General features: G+C 38.6%; 17 protein-coding genes and 2 riboswitches. Of the genes, 8 read left to right on the top strand and 9 right to left on the bottom strand.

What is annotated here, in order from left to right; all coding sequences use genetic code 11:
- Nucleotides 1-319 precede the first annotated feature (319 nt).
- On the bottom strand, nucleotides 320-2,587 hold the full coding sequence (locus tag DEAC_RS06235; protein ID WP_083995938.1) for a PAS domain S-box protein: 2,268 nt from the start codon (nucleotides 2,585-2,587) through the stop codon (nucleotides 320-322).
- 206 nt (nucleotides 2,588-2,793) lie between these two features.
- On the opposite strand from DEAC_RS06235, the gene DEAC_RS06230 reads away from it, so the two are divergent.
- The gene (locus DEAC_RS06230; protein ID WP_047809170.1) at nucleotides 2,794-3,312 is read left to right on the top strand and encodes a nitroreductase family protein; all 519 of its coding nucleotides are present in this window, start codon (nucleotides 2,794-2,796) and stop codon (nucleotides 3,310-3,312) included.
- A 191-nt stretch (nucleotides 3,313-3,503) separates the two neighbouring features.
- Nucleotides 3,504-4,238, top strand: a complete 735-nt coding sequence (locus DEAC_RS06225) for a lysophospholipid acyltransferase family protein (RefSeq protein WP_047809169.1) — start codon at nucleotides 3,504-3,506, stop codon at nucleotides 4,236-4,238.
- Nucleotides 4,239-4,393: 155 nt separating this feature from the next.
- On the opposite strand, the gene DEAC_RS06220 is transcribed toward DEAC_RS06225, so the two are convergent.
- On the bottom strand, nucleotides 4,394-5,026 hold the full coding sequence (locus DEAC_RS06220; RefSeq protein WP_047809168.1) for a hypothetical protein: 633 nt from the start codon (nucleotides 5,024-5,026) through the stop codon (nucleotides 4,394-4,396).
- A 295-nt stretch (nucleotides 5,027-5,321) separates the two neighbouring features.
- Here DEAC_RS06220 and DEAC_RS06215 point away from each other — a divergent pair, with 295 nt between their 5' ends.
- Nucleotides 5,322-6,854: an ATP-binding protein gene (locus DEAC_RS06215; RefSeq protein WP_047809167.1), complete on the top strand. Its 1,533-nt coding sequence runs from the start codon at nucleotides 5,322-5,324 to the stop codon at nucleotides 6,852-6,854.
- A gap of 5 nt (nucleotides 6,855-6,859) precedes the next feature.
- On the top strand, nucleotides 6,860-8,215 hold the full coding sequence (locus tag DEAC_RS06210; protein WP_047809166.1) for a sigma-54-dependent transcriptional regulator: 1,356 nt from the start codon (nucleotides 6,860-6,862) through the stop codon (nucleotides 8,213-8,215).
- A gap of 39 nt (nucleotides 8,216-8,254) precedes the next feature.
- Here the strand turns inward: DEAC_RS06210 and DEAC_RS06205 are convergent, their stop codons facing one another.
- Nucleotides 8,255-8,560 carry a hypothetical protein gene (locus DEAC_RS06205; protein ID WP_047809165.1) on the bottom strand — a complete coding sequence of 102 codons (306 nt, stop codon included), beginning with the start codon at nucleotides 8,558-8,560 and terminating at the stop codon, nucleotides 8,255-8,257.
- Between the two features lie 204 nt (nucleotides 8,561-8,764).
- A riboswitch (cyclic di-AMP (ydaO/yuaA leader) is annotated at nucleotides 8,765-8,902 on the top strand.
- A 4-nt stretch (nucleotides 8,903-8,906) separates the two neighbouring features.
- Between DEAC_RS06205 and DEAC_RS06200 the strand changes: the two genes are divergently transcribed.
- Nucleotides 8,907-10,382 (top strand): C40 family peptidase, encoded by a 1,476-nt coding sequence (locus DEAC_RS06200; protein ID WP_083995936.1) that lies wholly within the window; start codon nucleotides 8,907-8,909, stop codon nucleotides 10,380-10,382.
- 68 nt (nucleotides 10,383-10,450) lie between these two features.
- Here DEAC_RS06200 and DEAC_RS06195 read toward each other — a convergent pair whose 3' ends face one another.
- Nucleotides 10,451-11,290, bottom strand: a complete 840-nt coding sequence (locus DEAC_RS06195) for an ATP-binding protein (RefSeq protein ID WP_053006302.1) — start codon at nucleotides 11,288-11,290, stop codon at nucleotides 10,451-10,453.
- 263 nt (nucleotides 11,291-11,553) lie between these two features.
- Nucleotides 11,554-11,757: a 4-oxalocrotonate tautomerase DmpI gene (gene dmpI / locus DEAC_RS06190; RefSeq protein WP_047809164.1), complete on the bottom strand. Its 204-nt coding sequence runs from the start codon at nucleotides 11,755-11,757 to the stop codon at nucleotides 11,554-11,556.
- A 333-nt stretch (nucleotides 11,758-12,090) separates the two neighbouring features.
- On the opposite strand from dmpI, the gene DEAC_RS06185 reads away from it, so the two are divergent.
- Nucleotides 12,091-12,822 carry a zinc dependent phospholipase C family protein gene (locus DEAC_RS06185; RefSeq protein ID WP_047809163.1) on the top strand — a complete coding sequence of 244 codons (732 nt, stop codon included), beginning with the start codon at nucleotides 12,091-12,093 and terminating at the stop codon, nucleotides 12,820-12,822.
- A gap of 189 nt (nucleotides 12,823-13,011) precedes the next feature.
- Here DEAC_RS06185 and DEAC_RS06180 read toward each other — a convergent pair whose 3' ends face one another.
- Both DEAC_RS06180 and DEAC_RS06175 read right to left on the bottom strand, forming a co-directional pair.
- Entirely contained in the window at nucleotides 13,012-14,190 is a 1,179-nt protein-coding gene (locus DEAC_RS06180) for an SAM-dependent methyltransferase (protein WP_047809162.1), read from the bottom strand.
- Nucleotides 14,191-14,235: 45 nt separating this feature from the next.
- Nucleotides 14,236-14,673, bottom strand: a complete 438-nt coding sequence (locus DEAC_RS06175; RefSeq protein WP_047809161.1) for a MerR family transcriptional regulator — start codon at nucleotides 14,671-14,673, stop codon at nucleotides 14,236-14,238.
- 302 nt (nucleotides 14,674-14,975) lie between these two features.
- Here DEAC_RS06175 and DEAC_RS06170 point away from each other — a divergent pair, with 302 nt between their 5' ends.
- Complete coding sequence (locus DEAC_RS06170) at nucleotides 14,976-15,506, top strand: hypothetical protein (protein ID WP_047809160.1); 531 nt, start codon at nucleotides 14,976-14,978, stop codon at nucleotides 15,504-15,506.
- A 16-nt stretch (nucleotides 15,507-15,522) separates the two neighbouring features.
- Here the strand turns inward: DEAC_RS06170 and DEAC_RS06165 are convergent, their stop codons facing one another.
- Nucleotides 15,523-16,671: a methyl-accepting chemotaxis protein gene (locus DEAC_RS06165; protein WP_047809159.1), complete on the bottom strand. Its 1,149-nt coding sequence runs from the start codon at nucleotides 16,669-16,671 to the stop codon at nucleotides 15,523-15,525.
- Between the two features lie 19 nt (nucleotides 16,672-16,690).
- On the bottom strand, nucleotides 16,691-17,125 hold the full coding sequence (locus DEAC_RS06160) for a chemotaxis protein CheW (protein ID WP_047809421.1): 435 nt from the start codon (nucleotides 17,123-17,125) through the stop codon (nucleotides 16,691-16,693).
- Nucleotides 17,126-17,241: 116 nt separating this feature from the next.
- Nucleotides 17,242-17,324, bottom strand: a riboswitch (cyclic di-GMP riboswitch).
- A 416-nt stretch (nucleotides 17,325-17,740) separates the two neighbouring features.
- Between DEAC_RS06160 and DEAC_RS06155 the strand changes: the two genes are divergently transcribed.
- Nucleotides 17,741-18,613, top strand: coding sequence for a DMT family transporter (locus DEAC_RS06155; protein ID WP_047809158.1), 873 nt, complete (start codon nucleotides 17,741-17,743; stop codon nucleotides 18,611-18,613).
- The last annotated feature ends 20 nt before the right edge of the window (nucleotides 18,614-18,633 follow it).

Genomic DNA, 18,633 nt, shown 5'->3' with positions numbered 1-18,633 from the left:
GATCCTCCTTTTGCTTTCCTATTATCCCCTACCCCCTATTAAATTTCGATTTACTTAATGAATATAACCACTCCTCACTTCAAATATAAACCTTGAGGTAAATAAAAAAGACTTTTGACATAGTCATTTAAGACCATGTCAAAAGTCTTGTTACCACTTGGGCTTACAAAGCCAGGCAAGAGTTCTTGCCGGGTATGTTGACTTTGTAATTTAAAACTACTCCCTTTTAACTCTCTCAGTATAATTGAAAACCACCTGCTTGTCAAGTGAGTAAACTCGTTCAGCTAAAGCTGGGCCCTATCCCCACCGAAGCAAGGAATTATGCTGAGTAATTTTCTACGTCATGAAGAAAAATCTCTACTAACTGAGGATCAAACTGAACTCCAGCGTTAATTTTCAATTCCCGCAAGGCAATGGTTTCAGGCAAAGCCTTGCGATAGCTTCGTTCACTGGTCATAGCATCATAAGTATCAGCAATGGCAATAATTCTAGACTGCAGTGGGATCGCTATACCCTTTAGCCCTTTAGGATATCCCTTCCCATCCCAACGTTCATGATGAGATAAAACATAATCCGCCATTTCAGACATATCATTGACCGTGCTAAGGATGCGATAACCTATTTCCGGGTGCTTTTTTATTTCTTCCCATTCATCATCGGTTAATTTGCCAGGCTTGTTTAAGATTGCTTCTTCAACGGCGATTTTACCGATATCATGAAGCAAGCCAACAGTTTTTAGTTCTTCAATTTGCCCTTCGGGAAGGTCCAGAGCTTTGCCAATTCGTTCACAAAGTGCTGATACTCGATGAGAATGCTGCTCTTCACGTTTATTTTTCTCATGCAGAGTGCTAATTATCGCCTTAATGGTTTTTCCTCTCATGCTCGGGCTTTCAAAGAGCTTTTTCTTATACATATAATCTTCGGCCTTTTTTAAAATCTCATAAATATTTTCACCTTTATGTGTCTTTGTCTCATATCCGAAAGAGACCGATAAAGCAATGGACCCTACTTTCTCTTCTAAGGCCCGAGTTTTAATGCGCTTAAGAATTTGATCTGTTTCACTGGCACTGGTTTTAGGCAGAAGAAGAACGAATTCATCCCCGCCTAGGCGGGCAATAATGTCGTCGGATCGGCAGGAACCTTTTATAACCTCGGCCACTGTTTTTAGAAGTTGATCCCCCATACTGTGACCAAAAGAATCGTTAATAAGCTTAAGACCGTTAACATCGACAAAAACAACAGTTAAAGGATAGTTTCTCTGCACATCTAAACGTTTAAGCTCTTCTTCAAAAAATCGGCGATTATATAATCCTGTCAAAAAATCACGATAACTCAAAAACTCAAACCGTCGTTCCATTTTTTTACGTTCGCTGATATCTCGCCATAAGACATGAAACACTCTTTTTTCATTAATTAGGATGGACGTCAGCATGACTTCTCCGGGAATAATTGTCCCATCCTTCTTTTTCAAAAGCCACTCAAACTTCTTATTCCTACGAGTAGTCTTAATGATTTCCATAGCTTTCTCCTGAGAAGAAACTCCTTTGGCTTGGAATGGCGGTGAAAGCTCCCAAAAACTTTTGCCGATAATACTCCCTTTAGAATCATATCCTAATAGTCCTATCGTCGCAGGATTACAGTCTATAAATTTGTTATCATCCAGGATCAAAATTGCATCAGAGGAACCTTCAAAGAGAGTTCTAAACGTATGTTCACTTGCTTTTAAAGCCTCTTCAGCCCTTTTTTGCTCCGTAATATCTTTGTAAATTCCGAACAGGCCAATACGTTTATCTTCAAATATTAAAGGGTAGCCGAGTATATGTACATGAACAAAACTCCCATCCTTACGCGATCTGAGAGTATCATATTCAACGATATTTCCCTTGATAACCTTTTTGGAAAGCTCAGTGGCTTTGTCGATCTGCTCTAAGGCAACAATTTTATCGTTAATTGTCGAGCCAATCAGTTCCTCTTTTGAGTATCCAAACACTTTTTCAAAGGCACAGTTCACATCTATAAACTTATCTTCAGTATCCAAGATGCAAATAGCCTCCGGGGAGTTTTCAAAAAGCTTGCGGAAATATACTTTTTGCAATTCCAAATCTTTTAGAGAGCTCTTTGTATTAGCAAGATCGTTCAAAAGTATACAGATTCTGGTTTCGCCTGGTTCGATTTTCAAAGGGAACGCCATCATTCGAACCTGAATAGGAGATCCATCTTTGCGAAAACATGATATATCAGAAATTACTGTTCTTCCTTCCAAAATTTCATTATAAATTTTCCGAAATTCCTCTTTATCCGTGACAATCATGACATCACTAACAACCGAACCCATAATTTCTAAGTTTTCAACATCAAACATTCTTCTTAATGATTCATTAACATTAAGTATCTGCCCTTTTTGATTAATAATTAGAATACCATCTTGAGTATTCTTGAACACTTCGGTAAAAAATTCATTTCTCAAATGCAAATAACTGTTTAAAACTTTCAGTTCTTTATTCTTCTTTCTTATTAAATGAATAAGAATTAAAAAAAACAATATTATAAGAACTATGAGAGCTATGCTCAGCCATAAATTTAGCATATAAACCCTTCTTTCGATTAACAGACCTATTATATGACAATACTAAAATTTTTTCTATATCGTAATTTTAAGACGATGCAGAGTGAACTGCCATTACACTTCTTTTTTACTGAGAGAATTTAACTTATGATTATATGTTTCGAATTCATACCAGCTTTTGTTTTTAGTTATAATACTTAAAGCATACTGAGAAAGGGTGATATGGATTGAAATTTTTAGAACTCGCTAAAAAACGCTTTTCGGTTCGCAAATACCAAACCAAGGAAGTTGAGGAAGAAAAACTGCTAAAGATTCTCGAAGCCGGCAGAGTTGCCCCAACGGGGGCAAATACACAGCCCCAAAGAATCCTCGCCATTTGCTCAAAGGAGGGGTTAGAAAAGATATCCAAATGTGCGAACATCTATAAAGCACCTGTCGCTTTAATTGTCTGTGTTGATCACAGTGTTACCTGGAAAAGGCCTCTCGATGGCAAAGATATTGGAGAAATTGATGTCAGCATTGTGACGGATCATATGATGCTTCAGGCAACCGAACTTGAATTAGGAACATGTTGGATCTGCTACTTTGATGAAACAACTCTACGCCAAGAATTCAACATTCCCGACAACTATGAACCCTTAACTATTTTAGTAATCGGTTATTCCGCAGCTGAACCGGCATCCAGCGATCGGCATGGTACCTTGCGTAAGAGCTTGGATAATACCGTCCGATATGAATCTTTCTGAAACTTCCAAAACAAACGTTTAAACTTCAAACTCCTTACCTATTACGTCTTAAGTAGTCAAGGAGTTTGAAGAAACAATACCCCATTATATCCAAGATTAAAAAATAATCATCACTTTTTTCACATGAATATTTTATCAATCCTTCCTCTAAGCTATAATATCTATAAAACAGTATTGAGAGGAACGAAATAATGATCCGGACATTTATTTGGTTTATCTACTTTTGGCTCTACCTTATCGCTATCGAACCCGCCCTAATGAAGATTAATCGTCTGTCCAAGCTGGGACGAATTTCCGAACGTGACAAAATCACTGCTGAAATGGCTAAAAACTGGGCTCGATCCTTAATAAAGTGTGCAGGAGTAACAGTTACAATCTCCGGAGAGGAGAAAATCCCTTCCGGCCCCGTCCTTTTTGTGAGCAACCATCAAGGTAACTTTGACATCCCTTTACTCTTGGGATACATAGAAAAACCCAAGGCCTTTATAGCTAAAATTGAGCTGCTTAAAATACCCTTTATTCGTACTTGGATGACACATATGCAATGTGTCTTTATGGACCGTTCCGATATCCGCCAATCACTCAAAGTTATTAATCAGGCCGCAGATCATCTTAAAAAGGGCTATTCCATGGTTATCTTCCCCGAAGGGACGAGAAGTAAGAGTGAAACGTTAGGTGAATTTAAGCCTGGAAGCTTAAAATTGGGAATAAAGGCCGGAGTTCCTATTGTTCCCATTGCAATTCGCGGTTCTTATAAGATTATGGAACAAAATGGCTTTCTGATTAAGCCGACCCATGTTGAAATTATTATTTCAGATCCCATCCCCACCGACAGTCTCACAAAAGATCAGGCCAATGAATTGTCGGACAGAATATATAACGTAATAAAAGATTGTCTAACCGAGACAAATTCTATTGTGGCCTAAACAATCGTGGCCAAGCACAGCTATAGGTGCTGCCCGTTGCGCAGACTGCGTTCACTAGCTGAATTAATGTCTATTAGCTTCATGCAAAAAAAAACCGCTTTCAAAGCGGTTTTTTATATCTAAATCTATTCCATATCTAATGAAATTCAGACACATCAATTAATCCAAATATTAAGTTCATGCTCATGTTCAATGATTCTCTCAGCAATCTTTGTTCCAACATCCTTAAAGTAATTTTCACAAACTTCCCAAGAAGAATCGTAGTCTTCCATTAACTTACCCCTTGTCATAACTCGACGAGGCAGAGGGATCCTATTTGTGCTGTTGATATCAAAGTTTGCAATAGATTTTTCGAATTCGTATTCTAAATTTGCGCTGTTCCAATACTTAGTTTCTCTTTCTGATCCCGATTCACAGATACGATTTACTAATTCATATGTTAGAGTACCAAAGGTAACTAATAGTTTGGGCCGATATTCGAGAATACTTTCCTTGAACGATATAATATCATCTGCAATTTCAGATGTTGACCATAAATGGGAAGCATTAGAAACTAAGCCAATATCGCTGACCATACTTTTTATATAGATATTTCTAGTCTCAATTCTTTTTTTGAGTTTTCGGTATACTTGATCCTGGATCACTTCAAGAACCGGTACCCAGATGTCATTACGGACAGCCGGATACTTAGGATTAACTAAAAGCCAAAAATGGGAAGATCGATCTCCGGACTCTGTTTCTATTTTATCAACTAAAGGTGAATACTTATTAAGTACTAAGCTAGACAAAGGTAATTCCACCTTTCGTATTTGAATTAATGCGCCATAGGAACAATATCACGCTTTACTTTGAGATTGTGGTATAATTTTATATACCTAAGTTACATAGCAAAAAGCGTGCCAGACTCTAAAAGGCCATAGATCAAGATCTTCGCCAATTAAATAATTAAAAAGTGTAGCAAATGCTACACCTTACCACAGGGATTCTATGCTCATTTGAGCTATTTATCCAGTTTTTAAGCCCCCCACTTTTTTAAATAACAACTGTAGCATATACTACAGTTATAACAACGGAAGTGATTATATGCTGAGAAAAAACAAATTATTCTCTACTTTTAAAAGCAGCAGTTTACGAAATCAGATCGTAATTATAATAGCCATTATCATGCTTGTACCATCCGTTGCTCTAATGTATGACATTTTTTTCGCTTCAAAGACAGATGAAGTTGTTTTCCTAGACAAAGAACAACGGCTTGAAGCCCTGGTCAACAGTATCAATAAGGACTTTTCGAAAAATCTTCAATCATTGTCCTTAGGATCACATAAAATTTCTTCATCCTTGCTTCAAGACGAATTCACTCAAGTTGTGAACCCACAGATACAGGCTAATTTAGGAATTCGCTTTGGCTTGTATATTCCCCAAACGGAAAAGATCACCGTACTTGGTTTCCTGCATAACTATCGTAACCTCTCACAAGAAGAAGAAGCTCAAAGGGAAAAGGATATCTTTGACAATACAAAACCGGGATTAGTTGCGACTCAGATGAGCAATACTCCGCTCTTTCGCATATCCGGTTCATGGAATGATCAAGTCGTTGAATATATATCCCCTGTAGTTTTAGATAAGAAAGTCGTCGCCGTAATGTGGGTCGAAGAGCGGCTTAATCCTTTCTTTTATCAGAGCAGCTTCTTTCGAAAACTCGAAAGGTATTTTATTCTTGCAGTCTTGGCCATTGTTATGATTGGTGCCCTTATTGTTATCAGAAACTTAATGACCGGAGTTAACCGCTTAAAGCAGGGGTTAAACCGCATGGAAAATGATATTCATCTTTTGCTTCCTGAAATGCCTGGAGAACTTGGTCAGGTAGCTCAAGCAGTTAACCGCTTGGCCGTTGGCCTCAGCGAAAAGGAACGATTGGAAGATCAGTTGAGACAATCAGAGCACCTGATTGCTCTTGGCCGTCTGGCAACCGGTGTAGCTCATGAATTACGCAATCCAATTGCTATCATTAAAACCTTGGTTGAATTGATGAAAGAGGAATATTCTCAAGTGACCGGTATTGAAGAATTTACGCGGGCAATAGAAGAACAAATCGACCGCCAAGATTTTGAGATTCAGGAACTTTTAGATTTCGGACGTCCTACTAAAGTTGCCTCTAAAGAATGTTCCATTAATGATCTTATCAAAGGTGTCCTCTCTTTCTCCGCCGCAATGCTGCGCAAGCAAAAGGTCCACGTAAAATTAGATCTGGCAAATAACCTCTCTCAAATCTTAGCTGATACCGAAAAGCTTAAACAAGTTTTTGTAAACATCATTGTTAATGCGTCAGAAGCGATGCCCGAAGGCGGCGAACTGGCAATAACCACGGAAGAAAAGGAGAACATCATTGCCATAAGCTTTGCGGATACTGGAGAGGGAATCCCTCTAAACGATAAATCAAGAATATTTGATCCCTTTTATACAACAAAAAAGGCCGGTACCGGCCTTGGATTGTCAATTTCCTATCAAAGTATAAAATTGCACGGCGGAACCATTGACGTTGACAGCAAAATGGGAAAAGGAACTACTTTCCGGATTAATCTTCCTGTACTGCCTAAAATTCTAAGACAGGAGTGATCTTCTTGACACCAAAAATTCTGGTCATTGACGATGAGGAAAGAATGTGCTGGGCCCTCGAGAGGGCACTCAGCCATGAAGGATATCAGGTGATGACTGCCACAAGGGGGTTAGAGGGCATTCGATTGGCCAAAGAAAATGAACCCTCGCTGGTAATTTTAGACTTAAAAATGCCTGATCTCGATGGCATCGAAGTATTAAAAGAGCTAAAATCTTTATACCCTAATGTACCTGTCATCATGATTACCGCCCATGGGACTATTGATACGGCCATAGAGGCGATGAAAATTGGTGCTATGGACTATATCACAAAGCCGTTCAAGCTTGAAAAAATCAAAGTCCAGGTTCAACAAGCGCTTCATCTTTCCAATCTGGAAAATCAAGTTGATTTTTTACGTCAGGAATTGGGAAAACAATATGGTAAACTTATTGGGCAGAGTGAACCGATGAAAGAAGTTTCACTCTTAATCCGTCAGGTTGCCAAAACCGGTACAACAGTACTGATTACCGGTGAAAGCGGAACGGGAAAAGAAGTTGCTGCTTTAGAAATTCACAAAGCCAGCAATCGTTTCAACAAACCCTTCGTGGCAGTAAACTGTGCCGCTCTTCCGGAACACCTCTTAGAAAGTGAATTATTCGGCCACGAGAAAGGGGCCTTTACCGGCGCAACCAGCAGAAAAAAAGGGCGCTTTGAGGTCGCCGATAAGGGATCAATCCTCCTTGATGAAATTGGAGAAATGCCTATTAACATGCAAGCAAAGTTGTTAAGAGTATTACAAGAACGCTGTTTTCAAAGAGTTGGCGGAACCGAAACAATCCACGTTGATGTTCGAGTCATCGCCACAACGAATCGGGACCTTGCCGCGGCTATATCCAGCGGAACCTTTCGAGAAGATCTTTACTATCGCTTAAATGTCATGGGCATTGTCATGCCTCCCCTTCGATCACGAAAAGAGGATATTCCTCTTCTTGTTAATCATTTTTTAGAAAAATTCGACCCTACTAAAAGTAAAAAAATTTCCTCAGAAGCTATGAAAACCTTAACCCAATACAACTGGCCCGGAAACATCAGAGAGCTGCAAAATGTTATTGAAAGAGCCCTTATTGTTTGTCAGGGTTCGGAAATCAAATCGGTACATTTTCCTAAAGAGTTGCTCAATCATCTCGAAGAATTGACAACGCCGGAGATACAGCTTACTGAAAGTGGTTTCTCTTTAGGAGAATTAGAGAAACATCTTATCATTAAGGCTCTGGAAAAACACAACTATAATCAGACCAAGGTAGCAAAATATTTAGGAATTACCCGCCCAACATTGCTTTATCGCCTACAAAAATATGGTATAAAATATGACCACAATTAAAGCCATTGACTTTTCCCAATGGCTTATCCGCGACTTATTTTAGATATGATCACTTCCGTAATCAACCATTTTCTGATTCAATTCTGCAAATTCTCGGCTAATTTCCGGTGCTTTAAGCCATTGACTTTGGGGAGAACAGCGATCAAAGTAATTTAAAAACTCCTGAAAATGATCGCCGCTATAAGCATCTCGAAACCCTTCCAGAGTAAAATGGGAAGAAAAATTACAGTTTAGGTTTAAATGATTAAATAAGTCCTCACCGATTAGTTCTGGATTTCGCGTGTCCACAACTTTATGAAAAGAATCAAGGACTTTTTTCTGCTGCATAGAATTAAGTCTGTACACAACACGCCCCCCCTTATTAAAGTTCCCTAAATATTGAGAGTTATTTTGCTGTTAGTATGCCCGTTAAGTCCTAGAGTTTGCACTCATTTAAACGGGAAATAGCAAGTTTTTTAGAGTGAGTTTAAAACTTCACAAGTATTTCATAAATAAATTTAGAGGACATTTGCATATAGTGTCGAATAATTAATGATATGTTTAATGAAAGGAGAAGGAATGCCGAATCTAGAGTCGTCTAGAACGGGGGATTTTATTTATGGGGTTAATCGCGTATAATACGCGAAGGGCTTACACCTTCCTGCCCGAATCCGTCAACTAACCTCGTAGGCAATTGTGAAAGGTGAAAAATATGCAATGGTCTCGTAAACTGTCTCAGATTCAAGGCGAAGTACTTAGCCGAATCAAACATTTCGATTGGACTCAAAGGAAACTGGTTATCCAACAGTTTTCGCGCAATACGTTACAAAAGATTTCTTGGAAATCGCCAAAAATTATCGTTACCTTATCGATTTCTCTCATTTTAATAGGTGGGGTCACCTACAACCTTACAACGACGACTTCTGCGGCAGCAGTTCTTGTTAACGGTCATCAGATTGGCCTGGCAAAAAATTCAGCGACAGCTGAAAACCTTGTAAAAACAGTTTTGCAACAGGAAGGCAAACCTTATGGTGTAGTTGCCAAAACTCACGACGTTATAACTTATGAGAACGTCAGAATTAGTCCAGCTGTCTATCTGGAATCTTCTTTAAATGAAGAAAAACTAAAAAATGACATATCATGTTATTTTGATGGTTATAGCTTAAAAGCAAATGGATCTGTTGTCGCTGTTTTGCCAAATAAAGAAGACGTGAATCAGGTTCTTAAAAAATACCAAGATTATTATGCAAAACCCAGTTCTGAAAATAAGATCGAATCAATAAGTTTTGCTGAGAATGTTAGTGTCGAAAAAGCTGAAGTCTCACCGGATCAAGTAAAATCAGCTGATCAAGCTTTTAAGGTATTGATGGGTGGCAAGATAACGACGAAAAACTATACCGTTCAGCCTAATGATTCTTGGTGGCTTATCGCCCGCAAAAACGATATGTTAACCGATGATGTATTAGCCGGTAATCCGGGGTCAACTAAAAATACCATGCTGAAACCCGGTGAAACTATAAAGCTTGTTGATTCCACACCTTATCTTACCGTTGTTAGTAAAGGAACTTATTCAGGGTCGGAAACAATACCCTACGATGTTGTAACGAAAATTGATCCGAGTTTGGCCTTTGACAATTCAAAAATTGAAACCCAAGGAAGTAATGGCGCAAAATTAGTTACTTATTCTTATGTGCGCAAAAATGGTATCGACGTAACTAAAAAAGTATTAGCTGAAAAAGTCACTCAAAATCCTGTAAATCAAGTCATTGCTAAAGGGCCTGGCAATGTGACGGTTGCTTATGGTATTTCCAGAGGAAGCAGTAATAATTCCTCCATTGTGGGTCGAGCTCTTAGCTTACAGGGTACGCCCTATGTCTTCGGTGGAACCACTCGCAGTGGTTTCGACTGTTCGGGCTTTACAAAATATGTTTATGCTAATTCCGGAATATCCCTGCCGCGTACTTCCTATGCTCAATTTGCTTCAGGACGTTCTGTCAGCAAAAATGACCTTCAGCCTGGTGATTTAGTGTTTTTCACTACATACACTAGTGGTGCATCTCACGTAGGCATTTATATGGGGGGGGGACGATTTATTCATGCCAGTAACCCTAACAGTGGTATTGAAGTCTCCAGTCTCAGTGACAGTTTTTATGCTTCCCGTTATTTAGGAGCGCGCAGGTATAATTAGTAACGGTAATCCCACTTGAAAAAGGGGCTGTGAGAAAACACAGCCCCTTTCATTTTTTAGGAAAGCAATTATTCAATCTCATCGCAAGGTCTGGGAAAACGAACAAAAAAAGTAGTTCCGTCTGGACCAGTATCAACGTCTATATGAGCATGATATCTATTGGCAATTGTGAAGCACATGGGCAGACCCAAGCCGGTTCCGTTTTCTTTGGTAGTAAAAAAAGGATCGCCAAGCTTTTTTAGATTCTCTTCATCAATTCCTTTTCCTTCATCCTTTACACTAAGGACAACACTATCTTCTTCCATAAAAGTTTCAATCGTAAGACAGCCATTGGGCTGCATTGCTTCAAGACCGTTTCGGGCCAAGTTTAAGACTAGTTGTGTAATTTCATTGGAATCAATATCAATTTCCTTAATTTTACCCGGTTGAAAAATACACTTCTTATCTTGACTATAAGCATCAGCAATTAATAACGGAAATAGGTTTTCCAGCAACTTATTGAGATTCACGCGTTTAATTTCAGTCGGTTTATTTTTGGCAAGAGATAAGAAATTTGTAATAATTAGATTGGCCCTATCCAACTCCTCGATCATTAATTCAAAATAGTTTTGAAAGACGAGTAAATCCGTTTTACTTTGTAACATTTGAAGAAACCCTCGAATAGTTGTCATAGGATTTCGAATTTCGTGTCCAAGACCTGCCGCCAACTGACCTATAATATTTAAACGCCCCAGTTTTGCTATTTCACCTTCTAGGTATTCTCTATTCTCAATTTCTTTTTTTAGGGATTTTTTTAGCGAAAAAACCTCTGATTGAAGATTAACTCGTTCTTCCCTAAGCTGAATTATCTCTTTTTTAAAATCAACAAATACTTCCCAATCTTTAATTGTTCGAAACGTTGCAGCCATAGATATTAAAATCCTCCGATAATTCATAATCATCTGATATTTATATCTATCTGATTTTCTAGTCACTCTAAGTCTTATAGCGGGTTATATAAAAAAAGGTAAATAACTGATCGTTATGTTATTTCGAGAATAAAAAGGAAAATCCTTCAAAAATTGTTTTTTTATTATTAAATTTATTATTTACAAGAAAATGAAAACGGCTGCTAAATTTCGATTGCCAGAACGTCCTATCCGCTCTGGCAACCTTTTGTTGGACTGCTTATCTACTTGTTTCCTCTTTCTGCTAACACTTTGCTAAGTAATTTACCCCCTGTACCCCAATTATCCATCTCATTCTCTTTAATTAATACTATAAAGGCTTCTTCTGAAATTCCAAGAATGTCACTGGCAACTCTAGTAAACTCATTAATTAGTTTTTCTTTTTTCTCCTTATCAATTTTCCCGGCTTCAAGTTTGATAAATGGCATTTAGACAGCCTCCTTTAATAATTTATTAATGCCTGAAACCTTGTATCTCAATCTCTTAATTATCCTAGAATATCTCCGAGGATCAATATTTATTCTGATTCTGATTCTGATTATCTTCCAGGGGGGTATCAACTTCTATTGATGCCTTATGGCAAGCAGCATATTGCAATATGATTGTACTTTTTGCATATTTACTTTATTTTAACAGATTGACAATACGTCTTTTACGTTCATGCTTTAGAATAAGGTTGAAGCTAAAGATAGTTCGAATCTGAAAGGAGTTAACTCAGCAAAGCCTTTCTGGGAAGATTAAAATGAAGAGGTGATAAACTCATGAACGTCAGTGTATATACATACACTCTGGGGAAAATGACCAAAATGATCTTAGCCCCTGTAGGACCTTTGCAGTATTTACTTAATTCTCCGGGCCTTCCTCACATCTATAGCTTAGAACAAGCTTACCGCCTCTTAGAACAAGACAACAAGTCCAGAGCAGCCAACTTTTTCAAGGACTATCATACATATCTTAAAAAAGGCCTGTTATGGGCAGACCGTGGCTGGAAAAATGTTTGTCATTATTATAATTGGAACAGCGATCAAAACCGCGTCCAATGGCCAGATGCAAGCGCTGAGTGTCAATATTATTTCAACAAAGCCATGTCCCTCTTTTCTAAAGAAATGGTCAAAGGAATGTTCTATCTTGGAGCGGCCTTGCACTTAGTACAAGATATGTGTGTACCCCATCATTCAACAGGAGTCGTTTTTGATGGGCACTTAGAATTTGAGAAATGGGCAGCGAGCAACTGGTACAGCTTCCCTGCCAAAACCGGTTTATACTCTTCCTTTACACATCCAGTACAGTGGATTAAGCAAAACGCTAAGCTATCAGCGCAGCTTTATCCCCTAGTATCAATTGAAAATGGCTGTTCAACTAAAAGCTATTCCAAAGCTGCAGAAACCCTTATTCCTCTATCAATTGCCACAACTGCCGGCTTTTTAGATTTTGCGTACCAAAAATTTACAGATATTTTCCCTCAGCAAAACTTGGTGAAAATTATGTCATAACGCAACTGCAGCAAAATGAAGAAGCAATAGTAATTTCTTTAAGTATTTTTGCAGATAAGGTAAGAAAAAAAGCCCGAAAGAAGATCAAAAAATATCTTCTCTCGGGCTTTTTTTCTGTGCATATTTCCTTTCGATAGCTCTGCCTCGATGTTCAGCTTTCGCTGAACGAGTTCACTGTTCTTTTATAAATTATTGATACATGTACTTTCTGGTTAAAGGAAGATTATTGTTTACACCTTTGGTAAAAAGGAATTGATGAACGTCTATGTTGCCGCAATGAAATGACGCAGCGCAAGAATTTAAATATAAACGCCACATGCGCATAAAGGTATCGTCTTTCATTTTTCGAATTTCCGGAAGTGCCTTTTCAAAATTTCGGGTCCAATGTTCTAAAGTCCTTGTGTAGTGCTCGCGCAAACTCTCGAGGTCAATAAGACAGAATTTATTTTCAACAATTAGGGATACGAGTTCGTTGACTGCCGGAATATATCCTCCGGGAAAAATATATTTGTCAATCCAGCTGTTTGTGCCTGAGTCTTCATCATAGCCTGTTATACAATGCAGCAGGGATATTCCCCCTTCATTAAGAAAGGATTTTACAGCGGAGAAATACCCATCAAGATTTTCTCTGCCAACGTGCTCAATCATCCCTACACTTACTACTCGATCAAAGGTTCTTGCGTTCAATTCCCGAAAATCGATTTGCTGAACTTCAACAAGCTCTTCTAATCCTTCTTCTTTAATTCTCTCCGAAACTCGGGAGTATTGTTCTGAACTAAGAGTTACCCCCATAGCTTTAACTTGATAGTTCTTCGCAGCTGTAAGGATTAATTCTCCCCACCCACAACCAATATCTAATAAGGTTTGTCCAGGCCGCAAATTAAGTTTACGCAGAATATGATTTACTTTGTTTTTTTGAGCCTGATAAAGACTATCTTCCGGTGATTCAAAATAAGCACAAGAATAAGTCATGCTCTCATCCAGCCAAAGTCGATAAAAATCATTGCCAATATCATAATGATATTGAACATCATCTTTACTTTTCCTTAGGGTATTGGAAAGCATCTTAGCGAATTTAACATAAGGTTTTTTATCATACAGAAAGCTGTTCTGCTTATTATAAATCGACTCGATGACTTTTTGTACAGCTCCATCGATATCTATTTTTTTACGCATATAGCCTTCGCCGAAGGCCAGGGAAGGATCACGGATAATTTCTGATTTAGGTATGGGCACACTGAAATTAATTCGGAATTGAATCTCTCCTTCGCCATATTTTTTAACGTCCCCATCCCAATATTTAACCTCGCAGGGATCAGCGAACATATTTTTAAGGACGTTGTTGTAGAACGTTTTATCAATACTCATTCCATTTACCTCCTTCGGAATTGATAAAACCATAGAGGTAATACTTTATTTAACTTCCTCTAAGTTAATTTTCTCAATTACCGCTTGAGCTCGTTTCTTCAGATTGGTTAAATCTTCTTTAACCCGTTCAATTTTTAAGATTTTCTGTTCGATTAAGATAAGTTCTTCATCTAAGGTGTCTATTATACTCAACAGTTTTTCCCTTTGCTCTCTGCGCTCAGCAGTTTGTTTAAAGCTTACTTTTTGTGACTCAATGAGATTGCTAAGCGCAATAAAATGCTGTAGTTCCTCCAGCGATAAGCCTAAGGCGTCTTTAGTATACTTAATTCTTTTAAGCAATTCTATGTGCTCTTCATTATAGTACCTAGTCCCTCCTTCACTGCGTTTAGGCGGCGGTAATATCCCTATCTCTTCATAATATCGGATTGTTCGTTTGGTCAAGCCGCTTTGGAGAGCAACTTGGTCAATTTTATAGTTATCCACAATATCCTCCCTTACTGTTGCTAAGATTATATTAGCACTAATATAACATTAACGTCAACGTTCATCTCTCCTTAAAACTCAACAATCTTACAAATAAATACTTTTTTTGCATATTATATAATATCCATTGAACATAACTTTTATAATCCGTAATTGCTACACAAAAAAAGCGAGGACCTGAATTAGGTACTCACTTTTAGCATATGTTTTACAGAATATGGAGACCGTTTTTTCTTATCTGTCCTCGGCTTCTAAATATCAACGATAGAACAGATATGGTCTTTAGGAAAGGAGGGTGAACAGTGAAACGTCCGCGGTTAATCAGAACTTCTGCTAACAAGCAGAGAAAACTTACCAGCCTGGGAATAACGATTATTGTAATCATTATTGCCATTGCTGCTCTGAAATTAGCGTTCAACCAAAGAGTATCTGCCTGGCAGGATTTTTCAGATACTGTACCGACAATTGCCAATCCTTCTATGACTCCCACAGAAATAGAAAATTCTCTGGTAGACATCTTAAAACAATATCAAGAGATAACTGCTTCAAAGGAAATGGGTAAAAAGCAAATAACAGCCTCATTAGATAAATTATATAAGCTTGCCGCCAATGATTACCTGAATTGTAATGCTCTAAAACAATTATCCCAGAACAGCCAAATGATCATTGATTTAACCGAAGCGTCCAGATTATTAACGGCATCCCTATTTGAACTCAACGATAGTTTGAGTAGTGCCGGTGATCTGAGCAAGTGTCAATTAAAAAGCAGCAAAGAAGACCTTGTCTCAGCGACTACTAAAATTGAGCAGGTCCGTCAGAAATTAAAGCATTAGCTCAAACAGAAAATGATTATAAACTTTTGGCGAGATTGCTTAATTCCATAGACATGGAAGTAATTTCTTCGATACTTGCAGAAATCTCTTCCGAGGCGGCCGCTTGCCCTTGACTGGCGTCTAAGGAGATATTGCTTTTTCGGCTCGCTTCTTCAACTTTTCCCTTTATTGTATCAGTTAATTGTTTAATTCTGGGGACTGTGCTCTTTGATTGAGCAGACAGTTTTCTTATCTCCTCAGCAACTACACCAAAACCGCGGCCAGCATCTCCAGCTCTGGCTGCTTCGATAGCTGCATTCAATCCTAACATTTTCGTTTCATCAGCGATCTCTTTAATAAAAGCCGATACCTCATTTATCTCTTCTGAAATATTTATTATCCCTTTAATATCCGTATTAAGTTTCCCTTCATTGGTGTGTATTTCCGTCGCAGATGCTGAAAGCTCCTCTATGGCGGCGGCTATACCTTCAAGACTGCTTTCTAAGTTAATCGACATTTCACGCAGGGTTACTGCCGTTTTTTTCGGTGTCACAATTCCCAGAGTGGCGACGAGATTTTTATGTTCATCATCATACAAGGGAAAATTAGCAATAGTTAATGGCTGCCCGTATTTAGAAGCGTCAATTTCTTCAATAATAGGCTTTTTTGTTTGCAGCGCCCGATAAGCAATATCTGTTTCCTTTAGGTCATAGCCTACGGCTATTGACGGCATGTCAAATTTATCGGAGGCCTGTGCATAAGCAATCTTTGTTAAGTCTGACATATATATATAAGCCCCTTCAGGGAACATCTCGGCTAAAATAGGGGCAAAATCTCCAAAGGCGGCAGCTACAGGGTGTAACTTAGGAAATGCTATAGTAAATGCACCCCAGATGTCTCCTTTATCATCGATGATAGGGATTGAGACGATAACTACTCTCAAACCATAAACCGTACGGGGAATATTTTGCGTTAGAACCTTCTTATTCTGTATTGCTTGCATCGTCGTTGTATCTTCATTTAACCTCTTGCCAACCTGAAAGATGTCTAATGAAAAGGACTCAGAGGATTTTACCCAAACAAAGGTGTCATGTTCAACAACTCCGAACAATATTCCGCCCGGTATTAAATCAGCCATAAATTCTGCCATAAACTTACACGACTCAACGCCCGCTAAAGCTATCATCTTTAAACCACTCCCATTGCTATCTACTCGTTAAAACTTCAGCCTTAAAATTCAGCCCGTTCAACAAAAGAATTAAACGCTCGTCAATCCGAACAACACCTTGCACTCTGTTACTTCCGAGACCTGATAGTTCTGCATTAAGCCTTTCAATCGATTGTTCTTCGACCTTTATAACTTCTGAGACATCATCCACAATTATCCCAATTCCTACATTCTCTATGTTCAAAATAAGCAAACGGCTGTCAACACTTCTCTCAGATTGTTCAACACCACCAAATCGCTTTTTTAAATCAATAATCGGAATCGCCTTACCTCTTAAGTCAATCATTCCTTCTATGTAGGAAGGCAGATAAGGCATTTTAGTTATTCTTTCCGGAATTCGAATGATCTCCTGAGCAAACGTAATTTCGAGGGCATATTCTTCATCACCCAATCTAAATACAACTAACTGCATATAACTCAATTAATTCGCTCCTTTCTGAATTTTTAAACTTCTATTATCACTCCTTTGCTAAGAAAGCAAAATCGCCAAGACAGCTCTTCTTGACGACAAAGACATTTCTTACTTTATGATGCAACCCGGCTATCTTCCTCAAATAGAAAGACCCGTGGCTTTGCGTCCTTGGCTTTCACCAAGTTTGCCTTTGTCTTTTGTTGTATATTATAACATAACAATGTAGTTAAAAGTTGAAATTAATAAAAATATAGCGAATATTTCACCCCAGATGCTTATAATTTTCAAGGTTACGAATCAATTTCAAAAAATGTTATTCTTCTAAGTACCTAATATATAGTAGCGTTCTAAAGAAATTAAATATATAACGTACAAATCTTACGTTCTTAGGCATTATATAATTGGATTGTTTTATCTATCTAAATTAAAATTTGAAAGTTAAAGGAAAAATGGTCTGTTAAGGCGAATTTTCCTTTTTACGGAGGTGAATTGGCATGTTTTTAGCGCCACTGTTTGAAAATGATGTTCCCGATGCCCTTTTATCCTGACGGATCGAAGGGTACATCTTCCGTCTGGAATAAGGACTTAATTTGATTGACGACGGAGGGAACTTAAATGTCCAAAAATAAACTAGGCTCTATCTATTTGGCTTTGGCTGCGACAATTTGGGGAGGTATGTATGTCATTAGCAAAGTGGTTCTTACCGTCATACCACCTTTAGAGTTAGTTTGGCTGCGCTATATAATCGCGCTCCTCGTCCTTTCAGCCATGGCAGTCCTAACCCATCAATCTTGGCGAATACGTAAGCGAGACATCCCTTTAATTCTGACGATCGGCATAACAGGCTATGCCCTATCGATCTGGACTCAATTTCTGGGGACAAAACTGGCGACGGCTCAGATGGGAGCTATTATTACCTCGGCAACCCCGGCCTTCATGGTTATTTTCGCCCGCCTCTTGCTAAAGGAAACAATGACCCTGCGCAAAGGACTCTCGGTGATCTTAGCAACCATTGGCGTCTTGTGCATTGTTGGTATCGGAGATATTAGTACAACTTATCAGCTTGGAGGACTGATCTTAGGCGTTGCAGCAGTAACTTGGGCCTTAATGTCTGTACTCATCAAACGAGTTCCCAGCACTTACTCTCAACTTGTTGTTACGACCTATGCAATTTTTACAGCAACTATATTTATTACCCCTTTTGCAGCTTCTCAGGCCAGCCAAATTCCAGTCGCCGTCATGGCCCAGCCTGCTATTTGGGGTGGAATCTTGTATCTTGGCATTGTTTCTACTGCCCTTGCTTTCTTTTTGTGGAACAAAGGCCTGCAAATGGTCGAGGCCGCCAGCGGAAGTCTGTTTTTCTTCTTCCAGCCCCTATCAGGAACTTTGCTTGGCTGGCTTTTTCTCGGCGAACACGTAGGACTCCCATTTGGGATAGGTTCAGTCTTAATACTTGCCGGAGTCTTATTAGTTATTAGAGAACCATAACTCTGTTCGAAAATGCGTTA

This window comes from Desulfosporosinus acididurans (genome assembly GCF_001029285.1).
In the GTDB taxonomy this organism is placed as follows: Bacteria; Bacillota; Desulfitobacteriia; order Desulfitobacteriales; family Desulfitobacteriaceae; genus Desulfosporosinus; species Desulfosporosinus acididurans.
Note: the sequence above shows the minus strand (reverse complement) of the source record. Positions and strands in the feature narration are given on the sequence as shown.